The sequence below is a fragment of the Halobacillus sp. ACCC02827 genome, from assembly GCF_030291935.1.
GTDB lineage: Bacteria > Bacillota > Bacilli > Bacillales > Halobacillaceae > Halobacillus.
Genome location: NZ_CP128168.1, coordinates 470,148 through 492,437 on the forward strand (window position 1 = coordinate 470,148; position 22,290 = coordinate 492,437).

17 protein-coding genes are annotated in these 22,290 nt (G+C 46.8%); 12 read left to right on the top strand and 5 right to left on the bottom strand.

Annotated elements, in window-relative coordinates; genetic code table 11:
* Positions 1-26 precede the first annotated feature (26 nt).
* Complete coding sequence (locus QRD89_RS02540; RefSeq protein WP_286096247.1) at positions 27-3,359, bottom strand: GH36-type glycosyl hydrolase domain-containing protein; 3,333 nt, start codon at positions 3,357-3,359, stop codon at positions 27-29.
* On the bottom strand, positions 3,356-5,536 hold the full coding sequence (gene bglX / locus QRD89_RS02545; protein WP_286096248.1) for a beta-glucosidase BglX: 2,181 nt from the start codon (positions 5,534-5,536) through the stop codon (positions 3,356-3,358). Before bglX ends, QRD89_RS02540 begins: the two co-directional genes overlap by 4 nt.
* 277 nt (positions 5,537-5,813) lie before the next feature.
* Between bglX and QRD89_RS02550 the strand changes: the two genes are divergently transcribed.
* The 8 genes from QRD89_RS02550 (at position 5,814) to QRD89_RS02585 (ending at position 13,865) form a co-directional block, all read left to right on the top strand.
* A complete protein-coding gene (locus tag QRD89_RS02550) occupies positions 5,814-7,058 on the top strand; it encodes a sugar ABC transporter substrate-binding protein (RefSeq protein WP_286096249.1) in 1,245 nt (414 codons plus the stop codon).
* A 107-nt stretch (positions 7,059-7,165) separates the two neighbouring features.
* On the top strand, positions 7,166-8,050 hold the full coding sequence (locus QRD89_RS02555) for a carbohydrate ABC transporter permease (protein WP_008634431.1): 885 nt from the start codon (positions 7,166-7,168) through the stop codon (positions 8,048-8,050).
* 11 nt (positions 8,051-8,061) lie between these two features.
* Positions 8,062-8,883 (top strand): carbohydrate ABC transporter permease, encoded by an 822-nt coding sequence (locus QRD89_RS02560; RefSeq protein ID WP_008634433.1) that lies wholly within the window; start codon positions 8,062-8,064, stop codon positions 8,881-8,883.
* Positions 8,884-8,907: 24 nt separating this feature from the next.
* Positions 8,908-9,696 (top strand): alpha/beta hydrolase, encoded by a 789-nt coding sequence (locus QRD89_RS02565; protein ID WP_008634435.1) that lies wholly within the window; start codon positions 8,908-8,910, stop codon positions 9,694-9,696.
* Positions 9,697-9,716: 20 nt separating this feature from the next.
* Complete coding sequence (locus tag QRD89_RS02570; RefSeq protein WP_008634438.1) at positions 9,717-10,706, top strand: LacI family DNA-binding transcriptional regulator; 990 nt, start codon at positions 9,717-9,719, stop codon at positions 10,704-10,706.
* A 111-nt stretch (positions 10,707-10,817) separates the two neighbouring features.
* Positions 10,818-11,933 (top strand): putative lipid II flippase FtsW, encoded by a 1,116-nt coding sequence (gene ftsW / locus QRD89_RS02575; protein WP_062515642.1) that lies wholly within the window; start codon positions 10,818-10,820, stop codon positions 11,931-11,933.
* Between the two features lie 77 nt (positions 11,934-12,010).
* Positions 12,011-12,646 (top strand): DUF1232 domain-containing protein, encoded by a 636-nt coding sequence (locus QRD89_RS02580; protein WP_062515640.1) that lies wholly within the window; start codon positions 12,011-12,013, stop codon positions 12,644-12,646.
* 52 nt (positions 12,647-12,698) lie between these two features.
* Positions 12,699-13,865, top strand: coding sequence for an FtsW/RodA/SpoVE family cell cycle protein (locus tag QRD89_RS02585; RefSeq protein ID WP_008634447.1), 1,167 nt, complete (start codon positions 12,699-12,701; stop codon positions 13,863-13,865).
* A gap of 45 nt (positions 13,866-13,910) precedes the next feature.
* On the opposite strand, the gene QRD89_RS02590 is transcribed toward QRD89_RS02585, so the two are convergent.
* Positions 13,911-14,465, bottom strand: a complete 555-nt coding sequence (locus QRD89_RS02590; protein WP_286096250.1) for a PadR family transcriptional regulator — start codon at positions 14,463-14,465, stop codon at positions 13,911-13,913.
* 116 nt (positions 14,466-14,581) lie between these two features.
* On the opposite strand from QRD89_RS02590, the gene padC reads away from it, so the two are divergent.
* The gene (gene padC, locus QRD89_RS02595) at positions 14,582-15,082 is read left to right on the top strand and encodes a phenolic acid decarboxylase (RefSeq protein ID WP_286096251.1); all 501 of its coding nucleotides are present in this window, start codon (positions 14,582-14,584) and stop codon (positions 15,080-15,082) included.
* 68 nt (positions 15,083-15,150) lie between these two features.
* Here padC and QRD89_RS02600 read toward each other — a convergent pair whose 3' ends face one another.
* Positions 15,151-15,717, bottom strand: coding sequence for a TetR/AcrR family transcriptional regulator (locus QRD89_RS02600; protein ID WP_008634452.1), 567 nt, complete (start codon positions 15,715-15,717; stop codon positions 15,151-15,153).
* Between the two features lie 274 nt (positions 15,718-15,991).
* On the opposite strand from QRD89_RS02600, the gene QRD89_RS02605 reads away from it, so the two are divergent.
* The 3 genes from QRD89_RS02605 (at position 15,992) to QRD89_RS02615 (ending at position 20,884) form a co-directional block, all read left to right on the top strand.
* Positions 15,992-17,932, top strand: coding sequence for an efflux RND transporter permease subunit (locus tag QRD89_RS02605; protein ID WP_286096252.1), 1,941 nt, complete (start codon positions 15,992-15,994; stop codon positions 17,930-17,932).
* Between the two features lie 3 nt (positions 17,933-17,935).
* Positions 17,936-19,747, top strand: coding sequence for a YhgE/Pip domain-containing protein (locus tag QRD89_RS02610; RefSeq protein ID WP_286096253.1), 1,812 nt, complete (start codon positions 17,936-17,938; stop codon positions 19,745-19,747).
* A 183-nt stretch (positions 19,748-19,930) separates the two neighbouring features.
* Complete coding sequence (locus QRD89_RS02615; RefSeq protein ID WP_286096254.1) at positions 19,931-20,884, top strand: ATP-dependent 6-phosphofructokinase; 954 nt, start codon at positions 19,931-19,933, stop codon at positions 20,882-20,884.
* 102 nt (positions 20,885-20,986) lie between these two features.
* Here the strand turns inward: QRD89_RS02615 and QRD89_RS02620 are convergent, their stop codons facing one another.
* Positions 20,987-22,204, bottom strand: coding sequence for a DUF819 family protein (locus QRD89_RS02620; RefSeq protein WP_026578793.1), 1,218 nt, complete (start codon positions 22,202-22,204; stop codon positions 20,987-20,989).
* Between the last annotated feature and the right edge of the window lie 86 nt (positions 22,205-22,290).

Here is a 22,290-nt window from a genome sequence, read left to right on the forward strand (position 1 = left end):
CCGGAGACGGAAGTCCTTTTTGTTGTTCAAAGATAGATGTCGATCGTATTTTCTTTGCTGCTAAGGTATGGTTCTAATTCTCCTTTTGCAATTTTCCATCCGCCTTGCCTGTAAGGGGAGGAGGTACTTTTTAATGTGAGTTTATTTCCGTTTGCCGTGATCATAGATGCTTCGGAATTCAGATGGTAGATGAATGTAACGGGCCGGTGGAGAAGATCGAAATGAAAATGTAAGCCGTCCATATTGGGTGGAACGACTGGATCGATGACGATGCTGTCCTTTTCCTGCCGTACCCCGAGAGCCTGACTGATCAGCTGGTTCATATAGATACCGGGACCGCTGGAATAGATCCGCCATCCGCCCTTGACTGGTACACTTCCGTCCTTCAATTGATGGAAGTGCTCCTGGGCATCATAACGATCCAGGAAAGCCCCGTCGGAGCTGCTGAAATAAGCGTTGCTTTGACGTAGTGAGGCGTTCGGTACGACTTCTTGTATGCGGACAGGATTAATCACGGCCAACCCATCCCACACATCTTGATCTTTTCCGAGCTTCGCCATTGCTTCTATGAAGCGGATGTGTGCATGAACATACTGTAGACCAATCTCCCGTCCGAAGTTGGAAGCCTGCTCTGCCCGCTTAAAGTGTGTGCTCACTCCTCCCCGATAAGTAGCGGGACGGTTCATCAGTCTCACTCCATCAGGATAAGTAAGCTGGTTTTTTATGATTTCATAATGACGAGCAGCTTCTTCCGGCGTAAATAATTCACTGATAATGCTTCGCTGCATCGGGAGCAGTCTGTAGTGTATGCCGGTCGTTTGATCCTGGGGATGAAGCATGTATTCCGGGTGCTCCTTGTCTTCCATATAAATGAACCCTGGAATGACATCCGTCTTATTAATAAATTGGTGGTAGTCTCTTCGAATTCCGTCGGCCATTTTCTTTGTACGTTCCGCGCGTGTGGGATCCTTGTCGGTGAGCAGGCTGGAAAGGGAATGGACGGCCTGGTACATCAGAGCCGTCGTCCAACTGCTTACCAAGTACTTCTTCAACTGTTCCTTAGCCGGCTGAAGCGTATCGTCCCAATCCCCGTCGTCGTAAGAGGGGAGGCAGGTGTCGTGTAAGAAGTGTTGGTCCATATAGGATAGTTGTCGATCCATGTGTTCGATTAACGGAAACTTCGATTCTGTGAAGGAATATGTGTCTGCTTCTGTATATGGGATTTCTTCCTTCAGAATGCTGTAATCCCCGGTTGTTTTCAGGTAGTCACTAACCATTTTTAACGGCCACACAATAATGTCCCCGTGGCTTTCCGCCTGCTGTATGGAAAAATACTCATCGAACATGAACCACTGGGGCCAGTTGCCGTCTCCGGCGTATTGATGGGCATACACATGAAGAATGATATCTCTTGCTGTTTGATAGTTCTCTGTCGCCAAGAAAAATTCAAAAGGTCCCTGACTGACATCTCTTGTCCCCCAGGCAGCTCCTCCGTATTGCTCCAGACCATGGGGAGTGGAGAAATGGACCAGCATGTTGTGGGTGTACCAGGAGCTCAAAGCATTGAACTTCTCCATTTCCCGATTGATCCGTTCATCCGCATGAGATAAATGGAAATGGTTCCTGACCTGATTTATATAGTTTCGATAGCGTTTCTTTTCCACACCGAAGTCCATCATCTTCGTTGGGGCAGGGGTCTTACTTAAATGACCTGCCAGATGCAGCGTCCATTCTGAAGCAGACTCCAGAGCCATGATGACGAGGGAGGTGTTTCCTTTCTCTACTCCCGATGTCAGGAAGTCTTCGTCTACTACTTCGTAATCCGTTCCTGAGATACTCATTCTATAACGAAGGCCCGGGTGGACGGGATAACTAGCCGCTGTCTCATCCGCTTTGAAGATCAGAGAGCCTTCTTCCTCGTCGTAATGAAAGGGGGCGTCGTATTCGTTTGCATTCATTACTATTTGACTCGTCACGATGCAGCGATAGCTTTTGCCGCTTTCAGCCTGGAAGTCCATCTGAATACCTCTGCCGTCTGTATCGATGAAATTCGTAACGAGAAAAACCTCATCTGAGGTCTTGTATATCCACTTCGCATAATTAAGCCCCATCTCAAATAACGAAGGCATGGTAAGGAGACGGTATGTTCCTTCCATCTCCACATATATCCGCTGTCCGGCTGTCTTAATCAGATTGAGAGGATTGCGGCTGTTGGACATCATCTTGTTCATAGAAATATTGCCGACGGCCACTTGAGAATTAAAAATGCCATACATGTAGGAAGTAGTTGTGAGCACATCATTTCGGATGCGATCATTGTGCCCATCCATTAAAATATGGCCGTGCGGGCGTTCCATCGTTTCTTCCTTCTGCTTGAGGACAACATGTGCATAGTCCGGTGTGAAGAAGGACAATAATGTGCCGTCTGCTTCCTCCTCCAATATGCGATCGCTGTAAAGGTCCTGCAGTTCTGTTTCCGATAGTTCTGTCGTTATTAAAGGAGAACCGATCATTTCGCTGAACCTTGGTTGTCCAGGGGAAGACGTGTCTGGTACAGAATTGAGGGGTTTGCTCCAGGCCTTCTCTATATGGTCGGGATGAAACGGTTCTTCCACTGCTTCGGCATGGTTTTCTTTGAATAAACCGTAAAACGTGTAAGTGGCCTCTCCGTTCAGTTTTACGGTCTCCGACTGAAGGGCACACATGGCAAATTCATATTGATATTTCTGGTTGGCCAGGGTGGGTTTTTCAAGAGCTTCCGGACGGTTGGTTGTTTTATAGGATAACCCGAAGAATTGAAATCCATCTGTTGAGAATCCGGCAATTCTGCTCAATCCTCCTTGCTGCAGATAAGGAAACGAACCACCTTGAGGCTGGTTCTGCCTTGAAGAGACAATATATCCCTTCTCCTCCTGATTGAAAATCGTGTGCTCGATGTATTGAGAAGTGTACGCTTCATTGGATCGTACGGCTTGAATATCTGCAAGTCCGACGTCCTGTGTGTAGAAAAGATCCGCTCTGGAATTTCCTTTCAATGTCACATCCCAAAACCATAGATGATCGTCGGACAGCCGGAATACGACCTCATACGCGACAGATTCGAAAACACCGGTCCAGCTTACTGCTTCGTTTCCGAAACAGACGGTACTGGGTGATTGAATGCCGAGGAGAGGGGTGGCTGCATACGTGCCATCATCTTGATGGATGCGGAGGTAAAGGTTATTCAACGATCCATCTATTCCGTTTGATAAAACTTGGTTGATTAAGAGGTTGTTATAACGAATGCTGTATAGATCGCCCGTTGGGAGAAAAGTGAATTTCAAACGTCCTGCTTCTAATTCGTGCGTGTGATTTATCATTGGAGGCTCTCCTTAACATCTTTTTTTAAACGGAAGGATACTTCGGACAAATCCCGGCTACTTGTTCCGATAAACGTCTTGAATTCACCTGGATCACTGGAGCGTGACAGGTCGGCATGGACATACCGGAGGTGCTTTTCTGTAATAGTGAACGATACACATTTCGTTTCACCCGGCAGCAGAGATACTCTTTGGAAGTCTTTAAGCTCCTTCACCGGACGTACGACCTCTCCAACGAGGTCCTGAATATATAATTGAACAATTTCTGTACCGGCCATGTTTCCTGTGTTTGTCACATCGATAGAAAATGTAATGCTCTCACCGGAACATAAAGTGCTCGAAGAAGACTTGATGTTATCGTACCGATAGCTTGTATAACTAAGGCCGTATCCGAAAGGAAACAGCGGTTCATTCGGACTGTCTAAGTATTGGGACGCGTACCTTTCCTGTGCATCAGGAGCGTCTTTCGGTCTTCCCGTATTGAAATGATTATAGTAAAGAGGAACTTGTCCGACTGAGTTCGGAAACGACATTGTAAGCTTTCCACTGGGATTGGCCTGTCCGAACAGGATATCACCAATGGCGTTCCCGCCTTCTGTACCCGGGAACCATGCTTCAAGAATGGCATCGGCCCCGGCTTCGATCTCCGTTAAATCAAGGGGACGCCCATTGAACAAGACGACGACGATCGGCTTCCCAAGCTTCTGTATTTCCCGGAACAACAGCATTTGAGCTTCGGGTATTTGGATGTTCGTTCTGGAGCCTGCCTCTCCACTCATTTCGGATGCTTCCCCGAGTCCTAACAAGATGGTATCTGCATGTGCCGCTTTCTTCAGGGCGTCTTCCAAAAGGGAAGAGGAAGTCTTCTCGATATGGGAACCTTCGGCGGATACCAACCTGGTTGATTCGCAATGTTTACCAATCCCGTCGTATACAGAGACCGTATCCTCCGGTGATCCTTTCCATGACCATGGACCAAGTATATCGGTGCTGTCGATGAATGGTCCGATCAATGCGAGGGATCGTTTTGGATCGAGAGGGAGAAGGTGGCGTTTGTTTTTAAGAAGGACGATTGATTGTACAGCCGCATCATAAGCGGTCTCTCTATGTTTTTCTGAAAGGACAAATTCCTTCTCCTTTTCGATGTCCGCCCCTCTGTAAGGGTTTTCAAATAAGCCCAGCTTTTCTTTTAACCGCAGGATGCGAAGTACGGCCTCGTCCAACTGGTGTTCTTCGACTGTCCCTTCTTTTACCTTCGTTGGCAAATGGTTGGAGTAGCAGGTCGTCATCATTTCAATATCTATCCCAGCCTGCATGGCCAGTCTGGCAGCATCGGCTTCATCTTCCGCCACCCCGTGCGGGAGGAGTTCTTTGACTGCTCCCCAGTCGGAAATCAGGACACCTCCAAACCCCATTTGTTCTCTAAGTAACTGTTTTAACAGGGGCTCGTTAGCCGTAGCGGGTACGCCATCCACTATATTGAAAGCCGCCATCACCATTTCGCAGCCTGCGTCAATGGCCGCTTGAAAAGCCGGTACATAGGACTCCATGAGCTCACGCGGCGACAGGTCTACTGTATTGTAATCACGTCCGCCTTCTGCAGCACCGTACGCTGCGAAGTGTTTGACGCAGGACGCGACCCGGTAAGGATCATCTTTCAAATGATCTCCTTGGAAACCTTTTACCTGGGCTTTGGCGAATTCGCTGTTCAAATAGGCGTCCTCGCCGGTAGACTCCATCACTCTTCCCCATCTGGGATCTCTGACAAGGTCTACCATCGGTGCGAACGTTACATGGGTTCCAGATACAGCCGCCTCTTTAGCTGCGATTTCGGCACATTCTTCCGCAAGATTCAAATTCCAGGAACAGCCTAATGCTAATGGTACCGGGAAGATGGTTTTGTATCCGTGTACGATATCTGACATAAACAAGAGTGGGATTCCGAGACGATTGCGTTTTAAATGTTCCCGTTGAATCGAAATGGTCTGCTCTGCACCGGAAGCGCCTAATACAGAACCGGCTTGGATAATTGCAGATTCTGATACATCCATAGCTTTCATCGGCCCCGTAATTTCCCCTCTATCGATAGATCCGTGGAAGAATGGAGAAGCCAACTGCATCAATTGATTTATTTTTTCTTCCAACGTCATTTGGTTCAAGATCGATGTAATGTCCAAGATAATCTGTCTCCTTTCCAAGAACTTGTAGATAACTATACGGGATTTGTTGAAACGTTTCAATTGGTTTTTTATATAACATTACACGGATATAAAAAGATTTTTAGCTGATATAACTGATACTTAAAGTATTATACGGAATATTTTAAAAAATAACTTGAAACCGCTTGCAAGCTATTTTATACTTTGGTTATTGAAACGTTTCACCTGTTTATGACAAGAGTTTAGACGACGGTTCGGTTTTAAATTCTTTAAAAAAAGTGAGAGGTGTGCGGAAATGGAGAGAAAAATAAGTAAGTGGCAAAGAGGATTGGTTTTATGTTTATTTATCGGTGGACTATTCATTCTGGGGGCATGTTCTTCCAATGAAAGTTCCGGGGAAGGGGAAGATTCCGACGCACTCCAAGTGTGGACCATGTCCGGCGGGTTGAAGGAGTTTGTGACGGAATTTGAAGATGCGAACGGTGCCAAGGTGGAGGTGCAGACCATCCCTTGGGCGAATGCTCATGACAAACTATTAACAGCGGTTGCTTCCGGAAAAGGACCGGACGTCATTCAAATCGGAACGACATGGGTGGCTGAGTTTGCAGAAGCCGGCGCCTTTATGGATTTGTCAGACAAAATCGGGGACTATGAAAATTTGAAACCGGATCACTTCTATGAAGGAGCGATCGGTACCACTACTTATGAAGACAAAACGATAGCTGTTCCTTGGTATGTAGATACACGTCTTCTCTTCTATCGTACAGATATCCTGGGGGAAGTCGGCTATCCGGAAGGGCCTGAAACGTGGGAGGATATGATCGATGCTTCCCGTAAGCTGGCTGATCGCGGGGATGATCAGTTCGCCGTCGATTTGCCTGCAAATGATCCTCAATTCCCTTTCATGATGGCATGGCAGCAGGGATGGGAGTATGAAGTCGGAGCAGGAGCGGACAACTTTGACAGTCCTGACTTTAAGAAAGCGGTAGAGCTTCATCACTTATTCTATGATGAAGGACTGTCTCAAATGGAAGAGGGAAAAGAATTCTTCCAATCTTTTGCGGACGGATCTAAACCGATGTTCTTCAGCGGACCATGGGATATTAAGACTATCAAGGAGCGTGCCCCGGAAATTGAAGGGAACTGGGACGTGCATGTCATGCCGGAAGCAGACAATAACAAATCGATGATGGGCGGAGCGCACTTGGCCGTTTTCCATAATTCTGATAAGGAAGACCTTGCTCTTGAATTTATTGATTGGATGGCTGATAAGGATACGCAATTGAAATGGTATGAAGAAAACAGTGAGCTCCCGGCTAACAAAGAAGCGTGGGAAGATCCGTTGCTTTCCGAGGATCCGATGGTCAGTACTTTCGGAGAACAGTTAGAGTCCACCCAGCCGCTTCCGTTGATTCCGGAGTTTGAACGACTAGGACAGGAATTGATCACAAAGCTCGAAGAAATCAATCGCGGCGGGAAGAATATAGATGATGCCATCCAGGAATATAAAGCTGACACGGAAAGGGTCTTAGCAGACTGACTAATAGGAAACATCTGCATGACAGGTCGATCGGGCGGGTACTAGGATACCTGCCTGGATGACCTGAGTCTTTCAGACATTAAGGAAGAGGCTTGGAGGGATCGTGGATGAATCACATGAAGACAAAGTGGACGCCGTTTCTATTTATAGGACCGGCTGTTTTATTATTAATGGTTTTCGCTTTCTTACCTATCATCATTGCTCTTGGAATCAGCTTTACAGACATGAACCTCGCTGGTCTTGCAGACTGGTCGTCAATCAGTTTTGCCGGACTGAGCAACTATGTGGAGCTGTTTAAAGACCCTGTGTTTATACAATCCTTAGGGAATACATTCATTTATGTCATGATCGGTGTACCGCTTGCGGTGGGTAGTTCTTTTATTATTGCATTGTTTCTGCAGTTGTTGAGTTCATGGCTTTCCTCTACCTTCCGGGTTATCTACTATATGCCTTCCATTACCAACATAGTGGCAGTCGCGGTAGTGTGGGGCTTTCTGTATAACCAGCAGTATGGATTGTTTAATTTTGTACTTAACACGCTGCACATCGATCCGGTTCCGTGGTTGGAAGATCCTTTTATCGCGAAGTTATCTCTCATTCTCTTAGCTGTATGGAAGAGTAATGGTGTAAGCATGCTCATCTTCCTTGCTGCATTACAGTCCATTCCTCGTACATACTATGAAGCGGCTGATATTGATGGTGCGAACCGTTGGCACAAGCTCATTCACATTACTCTGCCTTCCATGAGTTTTGCTACCTTCTTTGTTACCGTGACGACCTTGATCGGCTGGCTTCAATTCTTCGAGGAGCCTTTCGTCATGACAGAGGGTGGTCCTTTGAACGGGACGAACTCTATCGCTTTATTCATCTATCAGGAAGGCTTCCAGTATAGTGAGTTCGGATATGGAGCTGCCGCTTCCTTCGTCTTGTTTGCAATCGTCATTATTGCAACCTTAGTGCAGTTCAAATTCAGGAAAGACCAAACGGTGTAAGGAGGATTCCTATGTATTTAAGGAATAGGTTTGAAAAGACGCTGGTCGTTGCAATCATGCTGATCGGCGGTATATTGGTGGCTTTGCCTTTCTTGTGGATGATTCTAAGCTCGTTTAAAACGGAAACCGAAGTATTGGCGATTCCGCCTACTATTTTTCCGGAAAATCCTACCTTTCAGCATTACTTACAGCTGTTTCAGGAACTGAATTTCGATGTTTATCTGATCAATACGTTAATTATTGTTGTATTTTCTATGTTCGGGCTGCTCCTTAATACAATGGCCGGCTACGGGTTCGGCAAATTCGAATTTAAAGGGAAAGAAGCATGGTTTATGGTGGTATTGATTACGATGATGCTGCCTGGTCAGGTGACGATGATTCCTACTTATTTGATTCTGAATGAAATGGGATTGACCAATACGATGGCTGGTATTATTCTTCCTGGGTTGATCGCTGCATTTAATATATTCCTTATTCGACAGTTCATGGTTACGATCCCGGATGATTTAATCGAGGCGGCCCGATTGGACGGGGCCGGGGAGTTTTATATATTCTCCCGTATCATCATTCCTCTGTCTAAACCTATTCTTGCTGTTCAAGTCATTTTGACCTTTATCGGATCATGGAACAGTTTCTTATGGCCGTTAATCGTAGCGAATGATGAGTCGCTTTATACCCTTTCGGTAGGATTGGCGCTGCTTCAAGATGAAAATGTAACGAACTATGGATTGCAGATGGCAGGTTCAGCGTTCATGGTTCTCCCGATTTTAATTATTTTTATCATCTTTCAGAAGTATATCGTCGAAGGATTTAATGTGTCCGGAATTAAGTGAGGAAAAAAGAAAGGAGCGAGGACGATGCAGAAAATGGAGTGCAGCTTTTTCTCAGAAGTATTGTCTAAAGTAACCACGATCACGGTCCTGCTGCCGCAGCCGTCTTTGGAAGAATTGGAAAAGGGAGACAGTAGTAAATATCCGGTCTTATATTTACTTCACGGCTTTAGTGACAATCACCGCACGTGGACAGGGAGTACTTCTCTGGAACGTTATGTAGAAGGACTCGGTTTGGCTGTGGTTATGCCTGGAGTGGATAACAGTTACTATACCGACATGAAATACGGTGGAAGATATTGGACGTTCCTGACAGAAGAGCTGCCAAGGCGGGTACAGTCCATGTTTCCTGTATCGGGGGAAGCGGAGGATACATTCGCTGCCGGCCATTCCATGGGCGGGTTCGGAGCGTTGAAATGGGGATTGAATCGCCCGGAGCAATTTAAAGCAGTCGCATCGATGTCCGGGGTGACGGATATGGTGTTCCACCTGGACAAAATGCGAGAAGAAGATAGTGATAAATCCCGTTGGCTGCAATTGATTTTCGGGGACGGGGATGTAAGAGGTACGGAAAACGATATAATGGATAGAGTCAGCAAAATCTCACAGTCGGGTAAACGTCTGCCGCTGTTGTATCAGCGGTGCGGCGAAGATGACTTTCTGTTTGAACATAACGTACGGTTCCTGGAGCAATGTAAGCAGGAAGGAGTAGAAATTGATTCTGCTTTCGAGCCGGGAGATCACAACTGGGAATATTGGGATTATGCTATTCGACACGTGCTCGAGTGGTTGCCGATAAGGAACCAGAAGAAATAAGTTTGATGGGGGCACGAACAATGGCAACGATTAAGGATGTAGCTAAATTAGCCGGGGTAGCTGTATCGACGGTATCGTACGCTTTAAATGACAGTAATAAAATCAGTCTGGAAACAAAGCGTCGCGTGAAAGAAGCAGCAAGCGCCTTGAACTATCAGAAAAACGGCATTGCTTCCGACTTAAAGAAGCATCGGACGAATACGATCGCGTTGATATTAAGTGATTTATCCGGTCCGTATTATTCCGAGTTAATTAAAGGAGTTCAGGATGTTGCCGTATCGAACGGCTATGACCTGATCGCCTGCAGTTCCGTGGGAGGAAAAGAGTCTACTGCGGTTAAATTTCTGCGGGAAAAGAGAGTCGACGGAGCGATTATACTCGCGCACAACATTGACGATGATATCGCCGTCGAAGCTGCGAGAGAAGGTTTTCCTTTGGTCGTTCTCGATAGGAAGTTGAATAACGATAATATTTATCATGTAGAGGTAGACAACGAACATGGTGGTTTCATTGCGACCGAGTATTTAATTAAGTACGGCTTCAAAAAAATCGGGTATGTAAGCGGCCCTTCGAATTCGTATGATAACAAGAGGCGCTTGGAGGGTTTCAAGAAAGCATTGGATATGCACAACATCGTTTTTCAATCCAAGTGGAAGGTCTCTGGTGATTTTACCAGGGAGGGTGGTTACAGAGCTGCAAAATTGTTGATTGCCCAGCAGGAGATGCCGGAAGCTGTCTTTTTCGCAAATGATGAAATGGCGATCGGTGGATTGAAGGCCTTTGAGGAATACGGGATTAAGGTGCCGGAAGACATCTCCATCATCGGGTTTGATGACATCCAGATATCTGAATTCGTTTCCCCGCCGCTGACGACGGTATCTCAACCGAAGTATGAGGTGGGTGCACTTGCCGTCCATATCATCTTTCAAGCACTCCAGAATCAGGATGTCGATTCTAAATATACGCTTCATACGAAATTGGTCCAACGAAATTCTGTAAAGTTAAAATAGGCAGCTCGGTCTGTCTATTTTTTATCGGATCATTGTTGACAATTTGTCTACATTTGTACCATAATGAACGAGCACCAGGGAATAAATATAACGGTGAGATGGTGACAGGAGATGTGGAATCAATTTAAGAAAATGGACCACGCGCTGATTGTCGTAGTCATTCTTCTGGCAGCCTTCGGTGTGGTGATGGTATATAGTGCGAGCTTCGTCAAAGGGTACATGGAGTTTGGAGATGCTCAGTTCTTCTTCAAAAGGCAGCTGTTCTCTCTTGTAATCGGCATTTCTGTCATGGCCTTAGCATCTTATCTCCCTTACAGATGGTACGGGAAGTGGATAACCATGATGGTCGTCGTTTCCCTCGTGCTGCTGGTTGCCGTGCTGACAGTGGGCGTAGAGAGGAACCACTCTCAAAGGTGGCTGCATATCGGTCCCGTTCTGCTTCAGCCGACGGAAATGATTAAGCTTGTCATGCTTCTCTATTTTGCCTATTTCTATTCGAAACGCCAGCGGGTGATCCATCATTTCCGGGAAGGGGTCGCCCCTCCCTTGATTCTTCTGGCAGTCGTCTTCCTGCTCGTGCTTCAGCAGCCGGATCTGGGGACAGCATCCGCGATCGCCATTCCATGCGGGTTCATCGTATGGAGTGCAGGTGTTAAGGGGAAGCATTTGTTTATACTTGGATCCATTGCCGGGAGTGCCGTCGTCTATTTCGCCCTTACTGCTTCTTATCGTCTTGATCGCATCCTTTCTTTCCGTGATCCGTTGGCAGACCCGAATGGGGAAGGGTATCAACTAATCGGCTCTTACAAAGCGATTGCTTCCGGGGGGTGGACAGGAAGAGGACTTGGAAACAGCGTGGAGAAAATGGGCTATTTACCGGAAGCGCACACGGATTTCATTATGTCGATTGTACTGGAAGAGCTTGGTTTGATCGGCTTGCTTATCATCCTCGGGGGATATGTGACGATTTTGTACCGCGGGGTACGTATCGCTGTCCAAACAAAGGATACGTTCGGGAAGCTGCTGGCTGTCGGACTGACCTTCCAAATCGGTTTGCAGGCGGTCTTCAATCTCGGCGCCGTATCAGGATTACTCCCGATTACCGGAATAACGCTCCCGTTCATCAGTTATGGAGGCTCTTCTTTGATCGTTCTATTGCTCTCGGCAGGCATCCTTGTTAATATCTCTACATACCGCAGGATTTCTGTCAGGAAAAGGTATGCTTAAAATGTTGACAATTCGTCTACGGTTGAGATGTTATAATAAAGAAATGAAATGTATGAATCGGTAAGGATGTGAAGCTGTTGTCTTCATCAACAAAACTTGGTGAATATTTAAAGGAACGAATGGGGCTGCTTGCTCTTTCTATGAGAGAAATCGGACGAAGGGCGGGCATCGACCCTGCTGTTGTCTCTAAAATCATGAACGGCAGAAGAAGAGCGACACCGGCACATCTGGAAAAACTCGCTGGAGTTTTAGATGTGCCTTTGAAAGATTTATATAGGTTGGCGGATTATCCTTTGGATGAGGAGGAGAAGGGAAGCGATGAGCTTGCACAATCCGTCGAAACGATCCATCAGTTACTGAAGGTGAGTGAAGGTTATGATGGTGATTTTTCCCTTGATCGTCTTAAAGGAGAGTTATCCTCTTACCAGGCCTATGCCGATACAGAGGAAGGAAAAGCGTCCATAAAAGAAAATTTCAAACAAAAATTAATGAAAGTCGGAAGCGCCGCCGGCCCGTTTATACAACAGCTGGAACGTATGTATGACGCTTTCTTTCAAAAAGAGAAGAGTAGACGGGAGCTTATGGTTATTGGAGGAGTTCTTCTGTACTTCATAGCCCCGGTTGACGTCATCCCTGATTATTTCTTCCCAATCGGGTATGTGGATGACGCGTTAGCTGTTCAGTTGTATCTGTCGATGGTTACGAAGTCATGACCTAAGGTAAGAACGGACTCCGGCGTTTCGGACAGTCGGAAGGAGCGCATCATTGACTACAAAAGCTTCGTACTGGGAGAAGCTGGACCAAGGGATTTTATGTATAATCGTTTCATTCTTTGTGATCAGTGTTGTTTTTATATACAGCAGTCAGAATGCAGGCGTATATTCGATCAACTTTGCGGGTCGACAAGTCATCAATTATGCAATTGGTGTCACATTAATGCTGATCGTGGCTAAATTGGATATCGATCAAATTGAGCGTCTGGCGTGGCCGCTTTACATCGGTTCGTTTGCATCGGTATTCGTGTTGAGGTGGGCACCGCCGGGGATTGCGCCTGTGATCTATGGAGCGAAGCGCTGGTTCAATATCCCGTTGATCGGTTCCATACAGCCGTCGGAATTTCTGAAGATCAGTCTGTTTATTTTAACCGCGAGCATCCTTGCCACTTACCAGGCCGGGAAAGCCCGTACTATCTGGACAGATATAAGGATGTTAGGGAAACTTATGTTGTTGACCGTTCCGCCTGCCTTGTTCGTGTACCAGCAGCCGGATACGGGAATGGTCATACTCTATTTCATCGGAATCGGGAGTATGATCTTTCTCTCGAACATTTCGAAACGAATTTTGGCTGTTTTAGTGATCGTCCCAGTGGTGCTCCTTGTTTCGGTGGTCACTCTTTTCCTGTATCAGCCTGAAGTGATGGAGGAATATGTGCTGCCTCTTTTGAAGCCGCACCAACAGGATAGGATTGTCGGTTTTCTCGATCCTTCGACGAGTCAGGATCAGTCTTATCAGAGTCACAGGGCGCAATTGGCAGCGGGAAGTGGTCAATTCACCGGAAAAGGGCTGATGAACGGAGAAATTTACATTCCGGAGAAACACACCGACTTCATCTTTGCCGCCATTGCTGAAGAGGGAGGATTCATTGCAGCCACTATCGTTGTACTCCTCTTTTTTCTGCTCATCTACAAGTTCTTCAAGTTTGCGGAAGAAACGGAGGTATTCTTCGGAACTTGTTTAATGGTGTCTATAGCGGTCAGCATGTCTGCGCAAATTTTTCAGAATATCGGAATGGTCATCGGTTTGATGCCGGTGAAGGGGATCGCACTTCCTTTCATTACATACGGGGGAAGTTCCCTGTTCTCGACGATGATGATGGTGGGAATCGCTCTGTCGCTCCGTAAAAATCACGGAAAATACATGTTTAGTAATTAAGAAAAGGAAGGCATCTGCTGTAATGATGCCTTCCTTTTCTTATGATCATCTCTGAAGGAAGTGAATACTCTCTTCGAGCCAGGCAACATAGCCTTCTTCTCTGGTAATGGCCTTCGTCAATACGAAATAATGACCGAGTTCTTCTGCATTTAATTGAAGTGGGTCGGTATCCGGCCCGAAAAGGCTCTGGAATTCTGATTTAAGCTCACACAGCTTATCTTTTCGAAGCTTCTTCTGGTTTTCAAATACCTCTGTCCGTTTATTCACGGGGATATCCTTCAGGAAATACATCCGGAGAGCGAAAGTATCTTTTTCTGTTTCGACCTCCGCCGGCAGGGCGGTCAGCCACTTCTTCAATTCTTCCTCTCCTTCACTGGTAAGGTGATACATTTTCTTCTCCAGCTTGGCTCCTGCCATCTCAATATAGAGAGAAATTAAATTCTCCTCCAGGAGCTTTTTCAATTCTACATAGATTTGGCTGTGCTTGGCACTCCAAAATTGTCCGATCGCCCCTTTAAATTCAGCAGTGATATCATAACCGCTCTTATCTTCTTTACTCAGTAAACCTAAAATTGCATATTTTAATACTCTGCGTCCCATCCGAGACCTCCTGATTCGATCGTTTGACAACATTATAGCATAAGAGTAAAGTTTTACATGTAAAATAAAACATGTAAATAGTTACATGTTTTAATAATTGGAGAGGTGAAATCAGCATGAAAAACTTGAATGAATTTCTTGGAACGCAAATGATCTATACGTACGAGAACGGCTGGGAATATGAAATGTACATTAAGAATGCGGATACGATCGACTACCGGATCCACAGCGGTATGGTCGGAGGACGCTGGGTCCGTAACCAAAAAGCAGATATCGTCAAAATTATCGACGGTGTGTTCAAGGTTTCCTGGACCGAGCCTACAGGTACCGACGTTTCGCTGAATTTCATGCCCGATGAAGACCGGATGCACGGAGTTATTTTCTTCCCTAAGTGGGTGCATGAACGTCCGGATATCACAGTTTGTTATCAGAACGATCATATCGAGTTGATGGAGGAATCCAGAGAGAAGTATGAGACGTATCCTAAATATGTCGTACCTGAATTCGCGGATATCACCTTTAAGAAGCACGTTGGAATAGATAAGGAGACGGTTGTTTCTGAGGCTCCATACAAAGGGATGACGGATGATATCCGTTCAGGCAAGCTCTCTTTCTGAACTTGCAAAAAGAGCGGTAGAACTCAAGGGTTCTACCGCTCTTTTTTGTATCGTAGTTTGTCTGCAGGTTATTCTACATAAGAGAAGCCGTGGTTGATGAAGGTGTGGATCATGGCAGCCATCTGCCCTGGCGGCTGGGTCATGTCGTTCCTGATCCAATCCTTAATGACATGAATGGCGCCGCTGATAACGAAGGAGCTGAAGTATTCGGATTCTTCTTTCTCTACCTTACTGTCGCTCATCCAATTATTCAGCATGAAGCTCCTGGCGAGCTCCATCATCTTCTGTTCGAAGCTGGAAGCGGAGTCGCTCGTAAGAAGGGTTTGGAACATACGCTTGTTATCGATGATATACTCCAGGATCTTCTCCGTCATCTGCTGGGATTCTTCTTCTTTTTCATAGCTGTAATTTTGTAAATACTGCTTCATATCTTCGGTAATCTCTGCTTCTATTTTATGAAGGAGGTCGTAGTGATCCGTATAGTGGGTATAGAAGGTGGAACGATTGATATCGGCGATTTCACAAATTTCTTTGACGGTGATGTCGGCTATCTTCTTTTCTGCGAGCAGGATGATCAAGCTTTCTTTGAGAACTTTTCTTGTGTATTTCTTTCTGCGGTCCAGTTTTCCACTCATGATTTCACTCCTTAACCGTTACAGTTATGTGACAATCCAACACAAAGGCATGTTCGTGTCGGGAAACTGACGTAATTTATAAAACTGTTTGTTGAATATCCAACACAGTGTCAATAAAATATTAAAGTGTACCAACGCGTTTTGCAAGAGAGGGGGAGGCCTTATAGGCTGGACATCATCAGTAATCAAACATAAGAAAAGCATTGTCATCCTATTTACGATACTTACCTTACTAAGTGCTGTGGCACAGTTCGCTGTATCGGTGAACTATAATATGGTCGATTATCTTCCACAGGATTCACCGTCGATGGAGGCGATGGATTTAATGGAGGAAGAGTTCGATGAGCCGGTGGAGAATGCGCGAGTGATGATTCAGGATGTTTCCATCACCGAGGCACTTCAGTATAAAGAAGACCTGGAGGCGATTGAAGGAGTCAGCGGCGTCACATGGCTCGACGATGTGGTTGATTTAAAAGTTCCATTGGAAATGGCAGATGCCGATATGACGGACTCCTACTATAAAGATAACGCCGCTTTGTTTTCGTTGAACATAGCGGAAGGATTTGAAGTAGATGCGACCGATGCGATTTATGAGTTGATCGGAGAGGGTAATGCGGTTGCAGGGGAAGCGGTCAATACCGCGACATCCCAGAAAATGACCGGTAGTGAATCAGCCTACGCGGCGGCTCTGCTCGTTCCGATCATCATTCTTATTCTCGTGCTGTCGACGACGTCATGGATGGAGCCGGTCTTCTTCCTGGTGGCGATCGGCGTATCGGTTCTGATTAATTTAGGGACGAATATCTTCCTTGGTGAAGTATCATTCGTTACTCAGTCGGTGGCACCGATTCTGCAGCTTGCTGTATCCCTGGATTATGCCATCTTCCTGCTGCACAGCTTCTCCGATTACCGCAAGCAGGTGGAAGATCCGAAAGAAGCGATGCAGTTGGCCATGAAACGTTCGTTCCCCGCAATCATTGCCAGTGCTTCCACGACGTTCTTCGGGTTCACTGCCCTTACATTCATGGATTTCGGAATCGGTTCCGACCTCGGTCTGAACCTTTTGAAAGGGATATTGCTCAGCTTCATCAGCGTCATGATCTTCCTTCCGGCTCTTACGCTTATGTTCTATAAGTGGATCGACCGGACCAAGCATAGAGCGTTCATTCCTGATTTCAAGAATGTCGGGCGCCGAGTCATGAAGTTCAAGGTTCCCAGTCTGATTCTTGTCGTCCTGCTTATTGTCCCGGCATACCTTGCGCAAGGGCAAACGAGCTTCATCTACGGAACGGGGGAGCAGCCTGATAATACGAGAGCAGGCCAGGATGTCGAAGCGATTCAACAGGAGTTCGGCAAGAATATGCCGATGGTGCTTCTCGTCCCGCGTGGAGACAGGGCTAAAGAAGAGCAGATTGTTCAGGAATTGGAGGATATGGAAGGTATTTCGAGCGTGATGTCTTACGTGAATATCGTAAGCCCGGCCATTCCGCCTGAATTTTTGGATGAATCGATGACCGAGGCCTTTTATTCCGAGCATTATGCCCGCATCACGTTATATACGGAAACGGACGCGGAAGGAGAGGAAGCGTTCTCTCTGATTGAGAAGGTGAAAGAAACCGCGGATGAATATTATGAAGAGAACCACCTTCTTGGGGAAAGCGTAACCTTGTATGACATGAAGAATATCGTGCAGAAGGATAACACGCTTGTCAATGCACTGACGATCATTACGGTTGCGCTTGTGCTGCTGTTGACGTTCCGTTCCATTTCGATTCCGCTGATTCTGCTTGTGACGATACAGCTGTCGGTTTGGATTAACTTATCGTTTCCGTATTTCTCGGATACGCCACTTGTCTATGTCGGCTACCTGCTGATCAGTACGATTCAACTGGCAGCTACGGTGGACTATGCGATCCTGTTCACAGAGAATTACAACCATCTGCGTAAAGACATGCCGGCCCTGCAGGCCATCAAGAGAACGATTGATGAGAAGATCTTCTCAATTTTCGTGTCGGCTGCCATTTTGTCGAGCGTCGGATTCATCTTATGGATGACCTCTTCCAACCCGATCGTCTCATCTATCGGATTGCTGCTTGGTCGAGGGGCGCTGCTTGCCTTCCTGATGGTTGTATTCGTACTTCCGGCTCTGATGGTCGTTCTTGATCCAATCATCAGGAAGACGACGTACAAAGCTAATTTCTATAAAGGAGAATGAGCGATGAGTATTAAACGTATGACGGCAGTCGGCTCTGCGTGTGTTCTCCTGCTGACAGCTGTTTCTCCAGTTGCAGCAGAAGAAGGTGGGAAGGATCAGGGAGACAAAGGATCCTTTTCAGCAAAACATGAGGTGGTCTACGCCAATTTGAAACCGGATGGAGACCAGGAAAAGCTCTATGTCATCAACAATTTTGATATAAAGGATAAAGGAAGCATTGTCGATTATGGTCCTTATACGAGCGTGCAGAACCTGACCGATGTTAATGAAATCAAACAGGAAGGTCAAAAGGTCGAATGGACAGCAGAAGAAGACGAGTTCTATTACCAAGGCAACTTGAAAGGCGATACCCCTCTTCCTTGGGACCTGGACGTGACCTATGTGCTTAATGGCAAAGAGATCTCTGCGGATCAACTTGCCGGTAAGGACGGAAAGCTCGAAATTAAAATTAAGACGACGAAGAATGAGAAAGCGGACGCTAGTTTCTTCAACAACTATTTAATGCAGATTACGATTCCGATGGCTTCTTCTAAATTCGAGAATATTGAAGCGGAGGAAGGAACGGTGGCCAATGCCGGGAAGGACCGGCAAGTGACCTTTACCGTTCTCCCCGAAGAAGAAGGTGATTTCACCGTTACGGCGGACGCTGACAATATGGAGATGGAAAGTATCGAGTTCACCGCTGTACCTTCCTCCATGGCCATTGATGCACCGGATATCGGTGGAGTGAAAAACGACATGGGGTCTTTAGCAGAGGCAACCGCCAGCATTGATAACGGTGTCGGCGATTTACAGAATGGTATTAAAGAATTGAACGGCGGGGTGGCGAGCCTCTATGACGGCTCTGTGCAATACAAACAGGGGATGGAAAGCCTGAACAGCCGGTCATCGGAACTCGTGGAAGGATCTGCTTCCATACAATCCGCCCTTCAGCAGATGAATGAAGCGGTTCAGGGCGGCACTGGTGACGTCGATTTAAATGATTTGACGAAGGTAGAGGGCGGGCTGCGTGAGTTGGCGGACAGCCTGAAGAACGCCCAGTCGGAAATCGATGATTTGAATGCTCAGTATGGAAAAGCGAATCAGGCACTGGCTGATGCCATCGCAGCAATTCCGGGATATGACATTACAGAAGCGGATATTCAGGCACTTCGTGACAGCGGGGCGGATCAGGATATCATTGACCAGCTTTTGGAAACATACAGAGCAGCCCAAGCGGCTAAAGGAGCCTTCACGGATGCAGAGGGGGCATTCCAAGCAGTGACGCCTGCTTTGGAACAGAGCTCCGCTTCTCTCGGAGAGATGAGTAACCAGCTTTACAACGTAGCAGATCAGGTCGGAGCCGGTCTTGAAAGAATGGATATTGCAGGGTCCATTGCAGAACTGCAGACGGGTTTCGATCAGCTCACTTCCAATTATGCGACCTTCCATCAGGGTTTGAAGCAGTACACGGGGGGCGTAGCGGAACTGACGAATTCCTATGAGGATATCCACGGGGGAATCGCCGGTTTGACGGATGGAACGGCAGAGCTTGAAGAGGGGGCCGACCGGTTGAAAGGCGGCACTTCAGAGCTGGCTTCTGCAACGAGTGATCTCCCGGGGCAGATGCAGTCCGAAATCGATCAGATGGTAGAGGAATACGACAAGTCGGATTATGAACCGGTGTCCTTCGTTTCTGAGAAAAATGAGCAGGTCAATTCTGTCCAATTCGTCATGAAGACGGAAGCGGTCAAGCAGGAGGAAAAAGAAGAGAAGAAACCGAAAAAGAAAGAAGAAAAAGGGTTCTTTGAGCGATTGTTAGCATTATTTAAATAAGAACGAAATCCTCCGTCCGGGATCCTGCCGGGCGGGGGATTTTTTTTATAAATCATGGATGAAGAGCATTCCCACGACTTTGAAAGGCGCAAAATGTTATCATAAGGATTAGGTCAGGGAAAAGGTGGAATTCCTTTTGCCTCTGAACATCCAGATGTGAACGACAGAAAGTGAGTGATGATAATGAATCGAATAGGCGTGTTGACAAGTGGAGGAGATGCTCCCGGTATGAATGCTGTCATTCGGGCAGTAGTGAAGTCAGGAATGGCTTCCGGCAAGGAAGTGGTAGGAATCCATAACGGATTTCACGGATTATTAGAAGAATCCGTAGAGACACTGGACAAGGAAGCGGTACGGACGATTCTTTCCCGAGGGGGCACGATTCTACAGTCTTCTCAGGATATGGATATGTTCGAAGAAGAAGCACAGGAACAAATCAAGCGGCAGCTTACTAAATTTGAAATCGATTCCTTAATCGTAATCGGCGGTCTGGAAGCATTGCAGATGGCGCAGGTTCTCGCAGACAAGGGTGTCGCTTGTATAGCAGTCCCAGCTGCGATCAATTCTACGATTCCTCATGTAGCGTCGGCGATCGGCTTCGATACGGCTTTGAATACGATCATGGAGAATATCGATCGTATTCGGGATACGGCGGATTCTCATGAGAAGACGACCATCGTCGAAGTGATGGGGAGAGATTCCGGTACCTTTGCTCTATCAGCCGGCTTGGTCGGTGGTGCGGAAACCATCATCATCCCGGAGAGAAAAGCGGAGCTTGATGAGGTGATCGAGGAAATGAAAGATCAGGAGGACCACCGTTACCGCATTATCATCATGGCGGAGGGAGTCGGAAATGCAGCGGATTTCGGAGCGAGGTTGAAGGAGGAAGCCGGCGTGGAAGCGAGGGTAACGATTTTGGATGATACCCAATATGGTGGAACGCCGTCTGCAAGAGACCGGATGATGGCGACACGTCTCGGTGCCTATGCGGTCGAACTTCTGAATTCTGGCCAGACAGGCTTCTATGTCAGCTTGAAGGAAGAGGAGCTCATCACTTATGAGCTGTCAGAGATTGATAAAGAAACGCCGGTTCGGAATGAATCCATGTATTCGCTCGCGAAGAAACTTTCTATATAAGTAAAAAAGGCCCCTCTCTGGAGGGGCCTTTCGCTTGTTGGAAAAGTGATAGGAAGGGAAAAAGGCTTTACCTGAGGGATAGTTCAGGCAGTCAGGTCCCGTTTACATAGATTGAAAGACATAGTACATCATACTGCCGGCGTAGTTGCCGATGATGTATCCGAGTGTGCCGACCAACATGATAGGGACAATCAGCCGCTGCCACCCTTTTGCAATAGCAAAGGCTGCTGCGGTCGTCGGCCCGCCGACGTTGGCATTGCTTGCTACGATCATTTCCTCCAGGCTGAAACGGAACAAACGACCGACTCCGAATGTCAGGAGCATGTTGAAGAAAACGATGATCGCGACAAAGATGATAAGCAGCGGAGCATTCTGGACCAACAATGGAATGGATGCGGGTACACCGATGACGACGAAGAAAATGTATATAAGGTAGGTCCCCAATTCCTGTGCACCATGTATGTTATCGAAAAATTTATCAAATAGGGTGACAGCAAGAACGGTGATAGTCGTCAGCATCAAATAACCATCTCCAAATAATCCGTTCATTATGTTTAAATACACCGGTACTCCTTCGCCTGATGGAATCCAGGCGCTGATCCAATCCGCCAGCTTGAAGGAAACACCCACCAAAACGAACGCACTCCCGCTTGCAAGCGCAATATCTTTAAGAGAGATGTCCTTCCTCTTCCAATAATCTGCTGCCGTATTTTTAGACGAGTCGACGGTGCGTTCCTGCTCATCGATGTAGGGAGTCCGGAATTTCCTGCGGAAGAAGGAGGAGGCCGGGATCAGGATCAACACAAAGAAATACAAAGCCATCAACAGGTTGTCGGCAACGATTGCGGAAGCGGCGAGCTCTCCGGGTGGGTTCAGCTTGCCGGACAGGGCGGCGAAGTTCACACCTCCGCCAATGTAAGAGCCTGTTTCCATTGCTGCTATCTTATCCAGGTTTGGAATGGTATCTTTCAGGAAGAAGAAGGCTATGTACGCACCGATGACGGTACCGATGGAGCTGATCAGGAAGATGAACAGCATCCGTCCGCTTTCTTTGATCACTTTTCTTAAATTGGCTTGAAATAAGAGCAGCGGGATAGCCAGAGGAATGACATATGTCCATACGGCATCGTAGGCGGGTGCGTCTGTCGGAATCACCTTTATGTTGGCGAGGATCAGGGCACCGACGAGGGCGATGATGGCTCCGGTCATTTTGGCTGCCCATTTGTATTTTTGCTCCAGATAAATGCTTACAGCTGCCCAGCCGGCAAGAAATGCCCACAACAGCCACGTGTCATCTGCTTGAATCAACGTTTGTTCCATCTTCATCTCTCCTTTTTCTACATTTTATCGTATCTCAGCTGGTTTTTTTACATTTTTTGATAAATAGGAAAAGAGGCACTCTATAA